Raw genomic sequence first — 16289 nt, 5'->3', positions numbered from 1 at the left:
GGTGCTGGAACTGTCAAGGAACGTAGCCATACCGGACAACGAAATAGAATTAACGGCGATCCGCGCGCAGGGGGCGGGTGGCCAGCATGTGAATAAAACCTCAACGGCGATCCATTTGCGCTTTGACATCCGGGCGTCCAGCCTGCCAGAGTACTATAAAGAACGGCTGCTGGCGCTTAATCATCATTTAGTGACCGGTGATGGGGTGGTAATTATCAAAGCGCAGGAATATCGCAGCCAGGAAATGAATCGTGAAGCGGCACTGGCCCGGCTGGTGGCACTGATCCAACAGGCGATGGTGGTCGAAAAGACGCGCAGGGCCACCAAACCAAGTAAAGGCGCCAAATTACGCCGTCTCGAAGGCAAAGTGCGTAAAGGCGCGACCAAGGCGCTGCGCGGCAAGGTTTTACCTTAGGCGGCGTCTTGGCATCAACGGATGACAACAGGAGAATAACTTGAAGCAAATAACCATTGCCCTGTTTTTAGCGGCAGGAGCCCTTTCATTGCTGGGATGTAATAATCAATACCAGCCAAAAGAACAGCCGCTTCAGCCGATGCAGCAGAGCTATCAGGGCTTATTGCCCTGTGCCGATTGCAGCGGACTGGACACCACACTGTTCCTCGATCAAGACGGCACCTTTATCTTGCAGGAAACCTATCGCGGTTCAAGAGATGGCGATAGCACCTTTGCCAGCTACGGTAAATGGGCGCGCACGGCAGATAAATTGGTGCTGACCGAGAGCAATGGTGAAAAACGTTATTTCCATCCGGAAGGCAAGCAATTGAGAATGCTGGACCGCAGTGGAGCACCGATTGTCTCTCAGCTTAATTATGTGCTGTCGCCGGTGACCAAAGCCTTGCCGAAAACGCCGATGCCGTTGACCGGGTTGTATACCTATATGGCCGACGCGGCGGTATTCCAGGATTGTGCCACTGGCAAAACCTTCCCGGTAGCGAATAATATCGCGCTGGAGCAGGGCTATCTGAAGGCTCAGCGGGCACCGGGCGAACCGGTATTCCTGATGTTGAACGGGCATTTCAGCGTGCAGCCTTCCATGGAGGAAGGGCAGATGCAAAAAGCGCTGATCCCGGAGCCGGGTGGCAAAATCACTTTCGACAACAGCAAGAGCTGTGCTAATTAATCAACGAATTATGGCCTCATCATTTGATGATGGGGTCGTTATTGTTGTCCGTTGCAGATATCAGTGTGGGTTGGTTTTTAGCTAACGCCCGCGAACGTAAATAGATCCCCGGTTTGATATGGCCCACGTAAACCAGCGCTTTGCTAGGTGCCAGCGTGGCAATATCCCCTTCGCGCATATGCAGTAAATCGCCTGGGCTGACCCAGCCTGGGGCGGCTAACGTCAACGGATGTCCGGCGTTTTCAAACGCGGCAATCACAAACTCCGAACAGAAATAGGACGACTCTGCGCCGGTCGGCGTCTTGAGCTGGGCGGCGGCCAAGCCTTGTACACATTGCTGGCGGAAATCGGCAGAGAAGGGGTTCAGCGAACACAGCTGCTTGGTCATCATAAAGGGCACCATCTCGGCAATGCCCAGATAGTTATACCGGCTGCCGGCCTTTTGGCTGGCGAATTGACGGATCTGGCTAGCCTGCTCCGGTGTCAGATCGGGGATGCGCAAAGCAAACATCTTGTCGCTATGGGTCAGCGCATCTTTCAGGCTGATAATCTGCACGCCTTCCCCTACCGCTTCGGCAACCTGGCCCTCACCAATATACACAGCAACATGGCTGACTGACGAAGTACTCAAGATACGGATCCCGAGTGATTTCAAACCAATCGTTGAGGAGAACAGCAGGTCACCCTCTTGCAGGTCGGTCTGATTGATTTCGCGCAGCGTTTTTCCTGGGGCGGAGCTTAACGATTGGAACTGAACGTTGACGGGATTGATGGAGTGTTTTTCACGGTCGGATAAGCCTACGTTCATCGTGCAACCGGTCAAAAACACCGAAAGCAAAGCATACAGGCAGGTAGCCGAGGGGCTGCGTAATGGCATAAGTTAATCCTTTAACAACAATATCCATTAATAAAGCCCCCCATCTGGGGGGCTTGGTCTATCAATTAACGTTGGATCTGGCCCAGCAGGAAATCAACGATTTCGCCGGTTTTAATCATCTGCTTCTCGCCAACACGGCGATTTTTATACTCAATCTCTTCGCTGTCGAGGTTACGATCGCCAATCACGATGGAGTGAGGCACGCCGATCAGTTCCATATCGGCAAACATCACGCCTGGGCGCTCTTTACGATCGTCGAGGATCACGTCGATGCCATGTGAACGCAGGGTATCGTACAGTTCCTCAGCCAGAGCCTGCACGCGGAATGATTTGTGCATGTTCATTGGCAGAATAGCTACCTGGAACGGGGCAATCGCGTCTGGCCAGATAATGCCACGGTCATCGTGATTCTGTTCGATGGCAGCAGCTACCACGCGCGTCACACCGATGCCGTAGCAACCCATGGTCAGCACCTGATTACGGCCATCTTCACCCTGTACGGTGGCTTTCATCGCTTCCGAGTACTTGGTACCCAGTTGGAAGATGTGGCCCACTTCGATACCGCGCTTGATCAGCAGCGTACCTTTCCCATCTGGGCTGGCATCGCCTTCCACCACGTTACGGATATCCGCGCTCTGTGGTAGCGGCAGATCACGCTCCCAGTTGATGCCAAAGTAGTGTTTGCCATCGATGTTGGCACCCGCGCCGAAGTCGCTCATAGCGGCTACGCTGCGATCGACAACCACTGGGATCGGCAAATTGACTGGACCAAGGGATCCTGGGCCTGCGCCGACGATTGCACGGATTTCTTCTTCGGTGGCGAAAGTCAGTGGAACCGCGACCTGTGGCAGTTTCTCGGCCTTGATTTCATTCAGCTCGTGATCGCCGCGCACCAGCAGGGCAACCAGCTTGTGGCCACTCTCTTCACTGGCGTGCACCATCAAGGTTTTCACCGTTTTCTCTACTGGCAGTTGGAATTGCTCTACCAGCTCGGCGATGGTTTTGGCATTCGGCGTATCGATGATGCGCAGTTCTTCGGTTGCCGCAGCACGTGGCTGAGCGGGGGCAACCGCTTCGGCCAGCTCGATGTTGGCAGCATAGTCGGAACCGGTTGAGAACACGATATCGTCTTCACCGCTGTCTGCCAGCACCTGGAACTCATGTGAAGCGCTGCCACCGATAGAACCGGTATCGGCCAGCACCGGACGGAAATCCAGTCCCATGCGGTTGAAGATCTTGCTGTAGGCCTCGTACATCGCGTCGTAGGTGACCTGCAAGGATTCCTGGGTGGTGTGGAAGGAATAGGCGTCCTTCATCAGGAATTCACGCGAACGCATTACGCCAAAACGTGGGCGAACCTCGTCACGGAACTTGGTCTGGATCTGGAAGAAGTTCAGCGGCAGCTGCTTGTAGGAGCTGATTTCGTTGCGGATCAGATCGGTGATCACTTCTTCATGGGTTGGACCAAGTACAAACGGACGTTCGCCGCGATCGACAAAACGCAGCAATTCCGGGCCATACTGCTCCCAGCGGCCGCTTTCCAGCCAGAGGTCTGCGGGCTGAACTACCGGCATGGAAACTTCGATCGCGTTAGCATTGTTCATTTCTTCGCGAACGATGTTTTCAACCTTCTTCAGAACGCGCAGGCCGGTCGGCAGCCAGGTGTAAAGACCGGAGGCCAGCTTGCGGATCATCCCGGCGCGTAGCATCAGCTGGTGGCTGATCACTTCGGCGTCGGCAGGTGTCTCCTTCAGTGTGGAGAGCAGATATTGGCTTGTACGCATGGTGTTTTGGTTCCGTTAGAACTGCAAATTGCATCGGGCTGCCAGGGTTGGCCGCCAAAATTTTCAAAAGTGGCTTAGTTTACCAGCGCAAGCCGGTTGTCAAAAGAGAGCGGGCGGAATTTTAACGGGCGTCGAGCGACAACACTTCGCTTTGACTATCAACGATCCGCCAGCGCACGTTGAACTCCAACAACCATACCGCATATTCGCGCCCGCTGGCTTCTTCTTTTCGATAGGCGGGGCGAGGATCTTGCGCCAGAACCTGAGTGATAAAACGGCGCAGGTTGGGGTAGCGCCGCACATGTTGCTGCAGCTGTTGTTCCGCTTCGGGCGAGAAATTCACCGGCATATCACCGGCCGGAGCCGCCTGAGCAAACCCGGCTCGCGCTTGCGGATGGCTTTCGGCAAACGGCAAATAAGGTTTGATATCGACCACCGGCGTACCGTCAACCAAATCCAGGCTGCCCAGCTCCAGTACCACCTCGCCCCCTTGAGTCCGTATGCCTTTCAGTTCGATCAAGGACATACCCAACGGGTTAGGGCGAAAGGTCGAACGGGTGGCGAACACGCCCATACGCGCATTGCCGCCCAGACGAGGAGGCCGCACGGTAGGACGCCAGCCTCCTTCCATGGTTTGATGAAACACAAACATCACCCACAGATGGCTGAACTCGCTGAGGCCACGTACCGCTTCGGGTTGATTGTAAGGCGGCAACAGCACCAGTTCACCGCCGCCGTCTTCAACTAGCCCAGGCTGACGGGGAACCGCGAATTTCTCTTTATACGGAGAACGGATGGTGCCGATCTGCTCAAAAACAAATTCGGTCATTTGGCTGAGACGTTAAGCGCAGAGCCTTGGCAGATGGCCTGCTGGTAACAACCGGCGACGCCGCTGACAATCTGACAGTCATGCAGTAGCACCGCATTGGCCTTCATGTAGGAGGCTCGGGTCTGCATGCGCTTACGTGCGGTATTCAGATTTGGCGGAGAGTCCTGAACCGTGGTCTGACAAGATTCGCCAGAAACCTCACCTAAATCGCGGAAAGGTTTACCGACCAGTTCTTCTGCACTCTTGTACAGTTTTACCGGGGCCGGGCGGGCTGCTGGGGTGGCTTTTACCGGAGCGGGAGCGGCCGTAGTTGTTGTGCTGTTTGTTGTGGATGGAGCCGTGTGCTGCGTTGAGCATCCAGTCAGCGCGAGCGCTAACAAACAGAGAGGTAAAACACGCATTGAGAGTCCCTGCCATTTTATAATCAAAGTGGCGCTATTGAAGCAATCTCTGGCACAAATAACAAGACGGGCCGTAGCCCGTCTTGCAATTATCGGAATAAAATGGCTAAGGAATGATTACCAGCCTTTTACTGCGCCACCGTTAAAGATCTTGTTGGCTGCTTCGTTAACTTCGTCAGACTGGTAAGCCTGAACGAATTTCTTCACGTTTTCCGCGTCTTTGTTATCTTCACGGGCAACCATGATGTTGACGTAAGGTGAGTCTTTATCTTCAACAAACAGACCGTCTTTGGCTGGCGTCAAACCAATCTGGCTGGCGTAAGTGGTGTTGATGATGGCCAGAGCGATTTGCTGATCGTCCAGTGAACGTGGCAGCTGTGGTGCTTCCAGTTCAACCAGCTTCAGGTTTTTCGGGTTCTCGGTCACATCCAGCACGGTTGGCAGCAGGCCAACACCGTCTTTCAGCTTGATCAGACCCTGTTTTTGCAGCAGCAACAGTGAACGGCCCAGGTTGGTGGGATCGTTAGGCAGTGCTACCTGTGAACCATCTTGCAGCTCATCAATGGATTTGATCTTTTTGGAGTAACCGGCGATCGGGTACACGAAGGTGTTACCCACCGTAACCAGCTTATAACCACGATCCTTGATCTGCTGATCCAGGTAAGGCTTGTGCTGGAAGGCGTTGACATCGATATCGCCTTTGCTCAGGGCTTCGTTTGGCAACACGTAGTCGTTGAAGGTGACCAGCTCAACGTCCAGGCCATACTTATCTTTTGCTACTTTTTGTGCCACTTCAGCTACTTGCTGTTCAGCACCAACAATAACACCCACTTTGATATGGTTTGGATCTTTTTCATCCTGGCCACAACCGGCCAGAGCCAGAGTACCGATCAGTGCGCCGATTGTTGCGATGGATTTAAACTTTAACGACATATCCCTTCCTCAATTAGACTCGCATATGAAATACGCCTTACTCTTTATGCTGCCAGATGCAGCAAAGCTATCGAGTAGATGTCAGCGCGTGGGTAAAACTATTTGTGGGTAACGGCCTTCACGATACGGTCGCCACCAAACTGGATCAGATACACCAGCACCACCAGTAATATTAATACCGTATTCATCACGGTAGCGTTATAACCAATATAACCATACTGATAACCAATTTGACCTAAGCCACCGGCACCAACGGCACCGCCCATTGCAGAATAGCCCACCAGGGTGATCAGCGTGATGGTAGCGGCATTCACCAAACCTGGCAGCGCTTCAGGCAGCAGCACTTTGGTGATGATTTGCATTGGGGTCGCACCCATGGCACGAGCAGCTTCAACCAGACCTGACGGAATTTCCAACAGGGCGTTTTCTACCATACGGGCAATAAAGGGAGCCGCGCCCACGGTCAGTGGAACGATAGCCGCCTGCAAACCGATAGAGGTGCCAACGATCATGCGAGTGAACGGGATCATCCAGACCAGCAGGATAATGAACGGGATGGAACGGAAAATGTTCACCAATCCGGACAACACCTTATAGACGGTATTGTTGGCAATGATTTGCCCAGGGCGGGTCACATATAACAGTACGCCAACCGGTAAGCCAAGAACAAAGCCAAAGAAGCCGGAGACAAAGGTCATCGTAACGGTTTCCCACACGCCACGTGCCATTAACCACATCATTGCCTCAGACATAACCCAGAACCTCTACTTTTACCTGATTTTCTTGTAGGAACTTAATCGTTGCCTGTGCATCTTCATCGGAGCCGTGCAGTTCAGCCAGCATCACGCCGAACTTCACGCCGCCAGCGTAATCCATCTGTGCGCTGATAATATTGTTGTTCACGTTAAAGCGACGAGCCGCTTCTGACAGTAACGGGGCATCGACCGAGCGGCCGGTAAACTCCAGGCGTAACAGCGGTTGACGGCCTCCGGTACGCTCAGGTACCAGACGTGCGGCATAATCATCCGGAATATCCAGATGCAGCGTAGCCTGGATAAACTGCTGTGCCAGCGGCGTCTTGGGATGGGAGAACACTTCGCTAACGCTATCTTTCTCAATCAATTGACCTTGGCTGATAACCGCGACCTGATCGCAGATACGTTTCACTACGTCCATTTCATGGGTGATCAGCAGGATGGTCAGCCCCAGACGGCGGTTGATATCTTTCAGCAGTTCAAGAATGGAGCGGGTGGTGGCAGGGTCCAGCGCACTGGTCGCTTCGTCGCACAGCAGCACTTTAGGATTGCTAGCCAGCGCACGGGCGATGGCCACACGCTGCTTTTGGCCGCCTGACAGATTGGCAGGGTAGGCATCGTGCTTATCTGACAGACCAACCAGCTCCAGCAGTTCGACCACGCGTTTTTTGATTTCCGCGCGTGGGGTGTTGTCCAGCTCCAACGGCAGGGCAACGTTACCGAAGACCGTACGTGAAGAAAGCAGGTTAAAGTGTTGGAAGATCATGCCAATCTGGCGGCGTGCGCGCGTCAGCTCACCTTCAGACAGGGAGGTTAGATCCTGGCCATCAACCAGAACGGTACCTGACGTTGGGCGCTCAAGCATGTTGGCGCAGCGGATCAGCGTACTCTTACCGGCGCCTGAGGCACCGATGACGCCATAAATCTGTCCGGCAGGAACGTGAAGAGTCACGTCAGAGAGTGCGCTAATGGAACGCGACCCCTGCTGGAACACTTTGGTGATGTTGGAAAGTTTAATCATATTCTTCTTATTTTTAGCTTGGTTGCCGTGGCCTAATAAAGAGAGACCTTGATCAGCGCCAAGGTCTGGATCAGATGTTAAGGCGTCTAGACGTCCAAGTCAACGTTAACGCTATTCTTCATCATTCTCAGTCTCGGCGAAAACATGCGATACTGTGGCGGTTTTCAGGCTTTCAGGAGCATACCGGTGACACAACGCGTTCCAGCAATTTTCTTAGATCGTGACGGCACGATTAATATCGATCATGGCTACGTCCATGAAATAGATGATTTCCAGTTTATCGATGGCGTGATTGACGCCTGCCGTGAACTGAAAAGCATGGGCTTCGCACTGGTGCTGGTCACCAACCAGTCTGGCATTGCCCGTGGTAAATTCAGCGAAGACCAGTTTATGCGTCTGACAGAATGGATGGACTGGTCGATGGCTGACCGCGACGTCGATCTGGACGGCATCTATTTCTGCCCACATCATCCTGAAGCAGTAATAGAAGAGTATCGCCAGGTTTGTGATTGCCGCAAACCGCAGCCGGGCATGTTGTTGCAGGCGCAGAAAGAACTGAACATCGATTTGGCCGCTTCTTATATGGTTGGCGACAAAATCGAAGACATGCAGGCGGCCGCAGCTGCAGGGGTAGGCACTAAAGTGTTGGTACGCACCGGCAAGCCAGTGACTGAAGAAGGCGAAAAAGCGGCGGATTGGGTGCTAAACAGCCTGCAAGAGCTGCCGGCAGCGATTAAAAAGCGGGTTTAAGCAGCGTTATGCATGAATAGTGAGCGGTCGGAAGAAAAGTGCATATTATCCCTTGTCATTCTGAACCAGCTCCCTATAATGCGCCTCCATCGACACGGAACATGTGAACAACTTCACAGAGTCTCCGGGGGTCGCAGAGAAAAAAACCTGAAATTAAGGTTGACTCTGAAAGAGGGAGGCGTAATATACGCCACCTCGAGTTAGCAAGCGAAAGCGCGTAACTCACTGCTCTTTAACAATTTATCAGACAATCTGTGTGGGCACTCACAAGACGATATCCAGCTACTTCGGTAGCAAAAAAATATCAAGTCTTGAAGAGTGACCAAGCAGTCATTCATGCGAATGAATGATTACGAAAGTTAATTTTCGAGCATCGCTGCACGAGTTGCAGCAAATCAAGCTTTTAATTGAAGAGTTTGATCATGGCTCAGATTGAACGCTGGCGGCAGGCCTAACACATGCAAGTCGAGCGGTAGCACAGGGAGCTTGCTCCTGGGTGACGAGCGGCGGACGGGTGAGTAATGTCTGGGAAACTGCCCGATGGAGGGGGATAACTACTGGAAACGGTAGCTAATACCGCATAACGTCTTCGGACCAAAGTGGGGGACCTTCGGGCCTCACACCATCGGATGTGCCCAGATGGGATTAGCTAGTAGGTGAGGTAATGGCTCACCTAGGCGACGATCCCTAGCTGGTCTGAGAGGATGACCAGCCACACTGGAACTGAGACACGGTCCAGACTCCTACGGGAGGCAGCAGTGGGGAATATTGCACAATGGGCGCAAGCCTGATGCAGCCATGCCGCGTGTGTGAAGAAGGCCTTCGGGTTGTAAAGCACTTTCAGCGAGGAGGAAGGGTTCGGTGTTAATAGCACTGTTCATTGACGTTACTCGCAGAAGAAGCACCGGCTAACTCCGTGCCAGCAGCCGCGGTAATACGGAGGGTGCAAGCGTTAATCGGAATTACTGGGCGTAAAGCGCACGCAGGCGGTTTGTTAAGTCAGATGTGAAATCCCCGAGCTTAACTTGGGAACTGCATTTGAAACTGGCAAGCTAGAGTCTTGTAGAGGGGGGTAGAATTCCAGGTGTAGCGGTGAAATGCGTAGAGATCTGGAGGAATACCGGTGGCGAAGGCGGCCCCCTGGACAAAGACTGACGCTCAGGTGCGAAAGCGTGGGGAGCAAACAGGATTAGATACCCTGGTAGTCCACGCTGTAAACGATGTCGACTTGGAGGTTGTGCCCTTGAGGCGTGGCTTCCGGAGCTAACGCGTTAAGTCGACCGCCTGGGGAGTACGGCCGCAAGGTTAAAACTCAAATGAATTGACGGGGGCCCGCACAAGCGGTGGAGCATGTGGTTTAATTCGATGCAACGCGAAGAACCTTACCTACTCTTGACATCCACAGAACTTTCCAGAGATGGATTGGTGCCTTCGGGAACTGTGAGACAGGTGCTGCATGGCTGTCGTCAGCTCGTGTTGTGAAATGTTGGGTTAAGTCCCGCAACGAGCGCAACCCTTATCCTTTGTTGCCAGCGCGTAATGGCGGGAACTCAAAGGAGACTGCCGGTGATAAACCGGAGGAAGGTGGGGATGACGTCAAGTCATCATGGCCCTTACGAGTAGGGCTACACACGTGCTACAATGGCATATACAAAGAGAAGCGAACTCGCGAGAGCAAGCGGACCTCATAAAGTATGTCGTAGTCCGGATCGGAGTCTGCAACTCGACTCCGTGAAGTCGGAATCGCTAGTAATCGTAGATCAGAATGCTACGGTGAATACGTTCCCGGGCCTTGTACACACCGCCCGTCACACCATGGGAGTGGGTTGCAAAAGAAGTAGGTAGCTTAACCTTCGGGAGGGCGCTTACCACTTTGTGATTCATGACTGGGGTGAAGTCGTAACAAGGTAACCGTAGGGGAACCTGCGGTTGGATCACCTCCTTACCTAAAGATATGCAGTTGAGTGCAGTGTCCACACAGATTGTCTGATGAAAAAGTAACGAGCAGAAATACCTTTATAGGCTTGTAGCTCAGGTGGTTAGAGCGCACCCCTGATAAGGGTGAGGTCGGTGGTTCAAGTCCACTCAGGCCTACCAAATTCGCACTTGTGCTGCGTTGCACGCGATACGTTTACACCGTAAACGTCCAGTGAGCATGCCTTGCCTGAGCGAGTGGTAAATAAAGGTTTCTGCAAGTGACTGTATGGGGCTATAGCTCAGCTGGGAGAGCGCCTGCCTTGCACGCAGGAGGTCAGCGGTTCGATCCCGCTTAGCTCCACCATATCCATATGGTCCTTGGTAATACTTCAGAGTGTACTGGCAACAGTATGCTGCGAAGTATTTTGCTCTTTAACAATCTGGAACAAGCTGAAAATTGAAACATGACAGCTGAAACTTATCCCTCCGTAGAAGTACTGGGGTAAGGATTAACCTGTCATAGAGTCTCTCAAATAAACAGCACGACAGTGTCTTCTGTTTACAGAAACACCTTCGGGTTGTGAGGTTAAGTGACTAAGCGTACACGGTGGATGCCTAGGCAGTCAGAGGCGATGAAGGGCGTGCTAATCTGCGAAAAGTGTCGGTAAGGTGATATGAACCGTTATAACCGGCAATACCCGAATGGGGAAACCCAGTGTGTTTCGACACACTATCGTATGGTGAATACATAGCCATACGAGGCGAACCGGGGGAACTGAAACATCTAAGTACCCCGAGGAAAAGAAATCAACCGAGATTCCCCTAGTAGCGGCGAGCGAACGGGGAACAGCCCAGAACCTGAATCAGTTCTTGTGTTAGTGGAAGCGTCTGGAAAGTCGCGCAGCAAAGGGTGATAGCCCCGTACACTAAAATGCATTAACTGTGAGTTCGATGAGTAGGGCGGGACACGTGACATCCTGTCTGAATATGGGGGGACCATCCTCCAAGGCTAAATACTCCTGACTGACCGATAGTGAACCAGTACCGTGAGGGAAAGGCGAAAAGAACCCCGGCGAGGGGAGTGAAATAGAACCTGAAACCGTGTACGTACAAGCAGTGGGAGCACCTTCGTGGTGTGACTGCGTACCTTTTGTATAATGGGTCAGCGACTTATATTTTGTAGCAAGGTTAACCGTATAGGGGAGCCGTAGGGAAACCGAGTCTTAACTGGGCGAATAGTTGCAAGGTATAGACCCGAAACCCGGTGATCTAGCCATGGGCAGGTTGAAGGTTGGGTAACACTAACTGGAGGACCGAACCGACTAATGTTGAAAAATTAGCGGATGACTTGTGGCTGGGGGTGAAAGGCCAATCAAACCGGGAGATAGCTGGTTCTCCCCGAAAGCTATTTAGGTAGCGCCTCGTGAACTCATCTTCGGGGGTAGAGCACTGTTTCGGCTAGGGGGCCATCCCGGCTTACCAAACCGATGCAAACTCCGAATACCGAAGAATGTTATCACGGGAGACACACGGCGGGTGCTAACGTCCGTCGTGAAGAGGGAAACAACCCAGACCGCCAGCTAAGGTCCCAAAGTCATGGTTAAGTGGGAAACGATGTGGGAAGGCATAGACAGCCAGGATGTTGGCTTAGAAGCAGCCATCATTTAAAGAAAGCGTAATAGCTCACTGGTCGAGTCGGCCTGCGCGGAAGATGTAACGGGGCTAAACCATGCACCGAAGCTGCGGCAGCGACGCTCAGGCGTTGTTGGGTAGGGGAGCGTTCTGTAAGCCGTTGAAGGTGAACTGTGAGGTTTGCTGGAGGTATCAGAAGTGCGAATGCTGACATAAGTAACGATAAAGCGGGTGAAAAACCCGCTCGCCGGAAGACCAAGGGTTCCTGTCCAACGTTAATCGGGGCAGGGTGAGTCGACCCCTAAGGCGAGGCCGAAAGGCGTAGTCGATGGGAAACAGGTTAATATTCCTGTACTCGGTGTTACTGCGAAGGGGGGACGGAGAAGGCTAGGCTAGCCGGGCGACGGTTGTCCCGGTTTAAGCGTGTAGGGGGGTGTTCCTGGTAAATCCGGAACGCTACCAACCCTGAGGCGTGATGACGATGCACTACGGTGCAGAAGTAGTTGATGCCCTGCTTCCAGGAAAAGCCTCTAAGCATCAGGTAACATCAAATCGTACCCCAAACCGACACAGGTGGTCAGGTAGAGAATACCAAGGCGCTTGAGAGAACTCGGGTGAAGGAACTAGGCAAAATGGTGCCGTAACTTCGGGAGAAGGCACGCTGGCGCGTAGGTGAAGAGACTTGCTCTCGGAGCTGAAGCCAGTCGCAGATACCAGCTGGCTGCAACTGTTTAATAAAAACACAGCACTGTGCAAACACGAAAGTGGACGTATACGGTGTGACGCCTGCCCGGTGCTGGAAGGTTAATTGATGGGGTCAGCCGCAAGGCGAAGCTCTTGATCGAAGCCCCAGTAAACGGCGGCCGTAACTATAACGGTCCTAAGGTAGCGAAATTCCTTGTCGGGTAAGTTCCGACCTGCACGAATGGCGTAATGATGGCCAGGCTGTCTCCACCCGAGACTCAGTGAAATTGAACTCGCTGTGAAGATGCAGTGTACCCGCGGCAAGACGGAAAGACCCCGTGAACCTTTACTATAGCTTGACACTGAACATTGAGCCTTGATGTGTAGGATAGGTGGGAGGCTTTGAAGTGTGGACGCCAGTCTGCATGGAGCCAACCTTGAAATACCACCCTTTAATGTTTGATGTTCTAACTCGGCCCCGTGATCCGGGGTGAGGACAGTGTCTGGTGGGTAGTTTGACTGGGGCGGTCTCCTCCCAAAGAGTAACGGAGGAGCACGAAGGTTAGCTAATCACGGTCGGACATCGTGAGGTTAGTGCAAAGGCATAAGCTAGCTTGACTGCGAGAGTGACGGCTCGAGCAGGTACGAAAGTAGGTCTTAGTGATCCGGTGGTTCTGAATGGAAGGGCCATCGCTCAACGGATAAAAGGTACTCCGGGGATAACAGGCTGATACCGCCCAAGAGTTCATATCGACGGCGGTGTTTGGCACCTCGATGTCGGCTCATCACATCCTGGGGCTGAAGTAGGTCCCAAGGGTATGGCTGTTCGCCATTTAAAGTGGTACGCGAGCTGGGTTTAGAACGTCGTGAGACAGTTCGGTCCCTATCTGCCGTGGGCGTTGGAAGATTGAGAGGGGTTGCTCCTAGTACGAGAGGACCGGAGTGAACGCACCACTGGTGTTCGGGTTGTCATGCCAATGGCACTGCCCGGTAGCTAAGTGCGGAAAAGATAAGCGCTGAAAGCATCTAAGCGCGAAACTTGCCTCGAGATGAGTCTTCCCTGGGCCTTTAAGGCCCCTGAAGGAACGTTTAAGACTAAGACGTTGATAGGCTGGGTGTGTAAGTGCAGCGATGCATTGAGCTAACCAGTACTAATGATCCGTGAGGCTTAACCTTACAACACCGAAGGTGTTTTGAAGAGATTGTAGAGATTTTCAGTGAAGTTCCGAGATTGGTTCTGGTGGTTACGAAAGTAACGGCCAAGAATGAAACGAATTTGCCTGGCGGCAATAGCGCGGTGGTCCCACCTGACCCCATGCCGAACTCAGAAGTGAAACGCCGTAGCGCCGATGGTAGTGTGGGGTCTCCCCATGCGAGAGTAGGACACTGCCAGGCATCAATTAAGCCAAGAGGCCATCCGCAAGGATGGCCTTTTTGCTATGGGTCAAAAACAGAAATGCCCCTCACCCCCACCCTCTCCCAGAGTACCAGCCGAGAACAACTGAACCCCCGTGTGAGGGAGAGGGAGCCGTCCGGCGTCGTGGATGAGCCCGTACTGCTTCGGAAAGTGGGGAGAGGTTGGGGTTGCCCGTACCGCTTCAGGACGTTGGAAGTAAGTAGAAAGATGAAGTATTACACAGAGAGATCCGCGGACTCGATCGGTTCCCTCTCCCTGTGGGAGAGGGTTAGGGTGAGGGGTCATTACCAAGCTTCAACGCGCCAGATGATAAATACTGTACCCTGTCGCAGCCCCTGCCACATCCCAGGCAAAATCCTTCCAGCTCCAGCCCGTACCGCCTTCGCGGCTGTCATACAGCTCTTTTGCCGCGCCCAACCCAACCGAAAATAGCAGGCCAAAACTGCGGCTACGTGCCTCATTCCAGTTCTGATGATCGCCATAAGCTGCGCCAGCGGCGGCAAATGCAGCGGAAGCCACAAAGTGCTGAGCCTTGTCTTTACCGGTCCAACTATCATTGGCCATGTGGGTACAGCCACTGGAGAACAACAGTACCGGAAGGAGGATAAACGGGCGGAGTGGGCACATAGTGAAAACATCCTGTCTCAATATGGACAAAAAAGCCCGGCATTGCCGGGCTGTGGTGCAGTTAATTATAGCGAGTTTACAATATACGGCTAATCAAGCGATCGATACGGATCCGACGCAGACGACGGATCAGTTTACGCACCTTGACCGGATATTCCTGAATGCTTTGCAATTCGAGATAGTGGCCAACCACTGTGGTATGGGTACGGATCGTTTCCAACTCTTTATGCCGTTGTTCCTGCATTTCGTGCTTGGGATCGTGGAACAGAATGGCGTTCTCCAGATCCAGCCGCCAGGCGCGCGGGTTGAGGTTGTTACCGGTGATCAACTGCCACTCGTCATCGACCCACATCCCTTTGAGGTGATAGCTGTTATCGCCGTCTTTCCACAGGCGCACAATCAGCTGGCCGGTATCAACATAGCGTTGCAGGCGGCTCAGGAAGCGGCGCAGGTTGATTTCATAGAGATAAGGCAGCGCACCGATAATCTTGAACGGCTGATCTTCAGGAATGTAGAAGTCATTGGCCGTCTTGTCACCCACGATGATCTCCACCTGTTTTCCTTGGCGCAGCAGATAAATGATATTGCGCACCAGCAAGGCTGGCAGGTTGAAGTAAGGCGTGCACAGCGTCAGTTTCTGATCGGTGCTGCACATCAGGTGGTGGATCGTTTTGTTCAGAATGCTCTGTTTACCCAGGCCGACTAACGGGGTGACGGCCAGCTCATCATTACTGGCGTTCCCCTGAAATTGATAGGCGGCACGGCGTAGGGCAAAGCGGAACAGGCGGATTTCGTTTTTGATCTCGAGGCTTTTGGGCCTGTCAGCACGATCAAGACGCTGCACGGCACCGGCGGTTAACAGATGCTGTTTGATGTAATCGCACAGGGTCACCGCCAACAGATTATTGGTTATCAGCTGATAGCGATCGTAACGATACTTATCATGCTGGTGCAGATAGACATCATTAATGCTGGCGCCGCTGTAGAACACCGTATCGTCAACGACAAAGCCCTTCAAATGCAGTACGCCCAGCGCTTCGCGAGTATTGACCGGAACGCCGTAAATCGGCACCGAAACCTGCGGGTGCTGTGCAGCCATAGCGCAGTACCAGTCGGCATTGGTATTGGCCGCTGCCGCACCGATACGCCCACGTTGAGCACGATGCCAGTCTACCAACACGCAGATCTCCAGCTCAGGGCGCTGCTGCTTGGCTTGATAGAGCGCATTGAGGATATCGCGGCCCGCATCGTCATGCTCCAGATAGAGCGCTACCAGATAAATGCGGGTTGTTGCGTTAGCGATCGATTCCAGCAGCGTTGCACGGAAATCAGCCGGCGTAAAAAGGGTACGGACATCAGCAACCGTCTGGGGGAGTTTGGGCAGTTGTGCAAGGTGTTGTTGATGTTTGCTACGTTTAAATTTTGACAACATCACAGTGCGCTTCTTCTCTCATATTTGGATGGCCGGAACGCCACTTCCATGAATAAAATGCTTCGAACAATCGGGCGATAATACCACT

12 protein-coding genes, 2 tRNA genes and 3 rRNA genes are annotated in these 16289 nt (G+C 53.0%); 8 read left to right on the top strand and 9 right to left on the bottom strand.

The window, feature by feature from the left end:
* Nucleotide 1 precedes the first annotated feature (1 nt).
* Both arfB and nlpE read left to right on the top strand, forming a co-directional pair.
* The gene (gene arfB, locus KGP21_RS22175) at nt 2-415 is read left to right on the top strand and encodes an alternative ribosome rescue aminoacyl-tRNA hydrolase ArfB (protein ID WP_021179935.1); all 414 of its coding nucleotides are present in this window, start codon (nt 2-4) and stop codon (nt 413-415) included.
* Between the two features lie 40 nt (nt 416-455).
* Nucleotides 456-1142, top strand: a complete 687-nt coding sequence (gene nlpE / locus KGP21_RS22170) for an envelope stress response activation lipoprotein NlpE (RefSeq protein WP_021806095.1) — start codon at nt 456-458, stop codon at nt 1140-1142.
* Nucleotides 1143-1161: 19 nt separating this feature from the next.
* On the opposite strand, the gene KGP21_RS22165 is transcribed toward nlpE, so the two are convergent.
* The 7 genes from KGP21_RS22165 to metN all read right to left on the bottom strand — a co-directional run bounded on the left by KGP21_RS22165 (nt 1162) and on the right by metN (nt 7742).
* A complete protein-coding gene (locus tag KGP21_RS22165; RefSeq protein ID WP_223500260.1) occupies nt 1162-2019 on the bottom strand; it encodes a YaeF family permuted papain-like enzyme in 858 nt (285 codons plus the stop codon).
* A 65-nt stretch (nt 2020-2084) separates the two neighbouring features.
* A complete protein-coding gene (gene proS / locus KGP21_RS22160; RefSeq protein WP_223500258.1) occupies nt 2085-3803 on the bottom strand; it encodes a proline--tRNA ligase in 1719 nt (572 codons plus the stop codon).
* 121 nt (nt 3804-3924) lie between these two features.
* Nucleotides 3925-4632, bottom strand: coding sequence for a tRNA (N6-threonylcarbamoyladenosine(37)-N6)-methyltransferase TrmO (gene tsaA, locus KGP21_RS22155; protein ID WP_166733218.1), 708 nt, complete (start codon nt 4630-4632; stop codon nt 3925-3927).
* Nucleotides 4629-5033: an Rcs stress response system protein RcsF gene (gene rcsF / locus KGP21_RS22150; protein ID WP_024485562.1), complete on the bottom strand. Its 405-nt coding sequence runs from the start codon at nt 5031-5033 to the stop codon at nt 4629-4631. The genes tsaA and rcsF overlap by 4 nt, the downstream gene beginning before the upstream one ends.
* 117 nt (nt 5034-5150) lie before the next feature.
* Nucleotides 5151-5966, bottom strand: coding sequence for a MetQ/NlpA family lipoprotein (locus KGP21_RS22145; protein ID WP_021806093.1), 816 nt, complete (start codon nt 5964-5966; stop codon nt 5151-5153).
* A 98-nt stretch (nt 5967-6064) separates the two neighbouring features.
* Nucleotides 6065-6718, bottom strand: a complete 654-nt coding sequence (locus KGP21_RS22140; protein WP_021179942.1) for a methionine ABC transporter permease MetI — start codon at nt 6716-6718, stop codon at nt 6065-6067.
* Nucleotides 6711-7742: a methionine ABC transporter ATP-binding protein MetN gene (metN, locus tag KGP21_RS22135; RefSeq protein WP_021806092.1), complete on the bottom strand. Its 1032-nt coding sequence runs from the start codon at nt 7740-7742 to the stop codon at nt 6711-6713. Before metN ends, KGP21_RS22140 begins: the two co-directional genes overlap by 8 nt.
* Before the next feature lie 186 nt (nt 7743-7928).
* On the opposite strand from metN, the gene gmhB reads away from it, so the two are divergent.
* The 6 genes from gmhB (at nt 7929) to rrf (ending at nt 14120) form a co-directional block, all read left to right on the top strand.
* Entirely contained in the window at nt 7929-8492 is a 564-nt protein-coding gene (gmhB, locus tag KGP21_RS22130) for a D-glycero-beta-D-manno-heptose 1,7-bisphosphate 7-phosphatase (RefSeq protein WP_021179944.1), read from the top strand.
* A 404-nt stretch (nt 8493-8896) separates the two neighbouring features.
* Nucleotides 8897-10437: ribosomal RNA gene (locus tag KGP21_RS22125) — 16S ribosomal RNA — on the top strand.
* A gap of 75 nt (nt 10438-10512) precedes the next feature.
* A tRNA-Ile gene (locus KGP21_RS22120) sits at nt 10513-10589 on the top strand.
* Nucleotides 10590-10697: 108 nt separating this feature from the next.
* Nucleotides 10698-10773, top strand: a tRNA-Ala gene (locus KGP21_RS22115).
* 220 nt (nt 10774-10993) lie between these two features.
* A 23S ribosomal RNA gene (locus KGP21_RS22110) occupies nt 10994-13901 on the top strand.
* A 103-nt stretch (nt 13902-14004) separates the two neighbouring features.
* Nucleotides 14005-14120, top strand: a 5S ribosomal RNA gene (gene rrf / locus KGP21_RS22105).
* The 16S, 23S and 5S rRNA genes sit together here with 2 tRNA genes alongside, the layout of an rRNA operon.
* A gap of 316 nt (nt 14121-14436) precedes the next feature.
* On the opposite strand, the gene KGP21_RS22100 is transcribed toward rrf, so the two are convergent.
* Nucleotides 14437-14769, bottom strand: a complete 333-nt coding sequence (locus tag KGP21_RS22100; RefSeq protein ID WP_094981238.1) for a YfiM family lipoprotein — start codon at nt 14767-14769, stop codon at nt 14437-14439.
* A 76-nt stretch (nt 14770-14845) separates the two neighbouring features.
* Nucleotides 14846-16201 (bottom strand): CDP-diacylglycerol--serine O-phosphatidyltransferase, encoded by a 1356-nt coding sequence (gene pssA / locus KGP21_RS22095; RefSeq protein WP_218518976.1) that lies wholly within the window; start codon nt 16199-16201, stop codon nt 14846-14848.
* Nucleotides 16202-16289 lie beyond the last annotated feature (88 nt).

The sequence above is a fragment of the Serratia sp. JSRIV004 genome, from assembly GCF_019968705.1.
Classification (GTDB): Bacteria; Pseudomonadota; Gammaproteobacteria; order Enterobacterales; family Enterobacteriaceae; genus Chania; species Chania fonticola_B.
The sequence above is the reverse complement of the archived record's forward strand: the minus strand, read 5'-3'. Positions and strand labels throughout refer to the sequence as shown.

Coding starts and splice junctions, on each gene's coding strand:
- KGP21_RS22145 (WP_021806093.1), bottom strand. CDS start 5,966: ATGTCGTTAAAGTTTAAATCCATCGCAACAATCGGCGCACTGATCGGT.
- KGP21_RS22100 (WP_094981238.1), bottom strand. CDS start 14,769: ATGTGCCCACTCCGCCCGTTTATCCTCCTTCCGGTACTGTTGTTCTCC.
- rcsF (WP_024485562.1), bottom strand. CDS start 5,033: ATGCGTGTTTTACCTCTCTGTTTGTTAGCGCTCGCGCTGACTGGATGC.
- tsaA (WP_166733218.1), bottom strand. CDS start 4,632: ATGACCGAATTTGTTTTTGAGCAGATCGGCACCATCCGTTCTCCGTAT.
- proS (WP_223500258.1), bottom strand. CDS start 3,803: ATGCGTACAAGCCAATATCTGCTCTCCACACTGAAGGAGACACCTGCC.
- pssA (WP_218518976.1), bottom strand. CDS start 16,201: ATGTTGTCAAAATTTAAACGTAGCAAACATCAACAACACCTTGCACAA.
- metN (WP_021806092.1), bottom strand. CDS start 7,742: ATGATTAAACTTTCCAACATCACCAAAGTGTTCCAGCAGGGGTCGCGT.
- KGP21_RS22140 (WP_021179942.1), bottom strand. CDS start 6,718: ATGTCTGAGGCAATGATGTGGTTAATGGCACGTGGCGTGTGGGAAACC.
- KGP21_RS22165 (WP_223500260.1), bottom strand. CDS start 2,019: ATGCCATTACGCAGCCCCTCGGCTACCTGCCTGTATGCTTTGCTTTCG.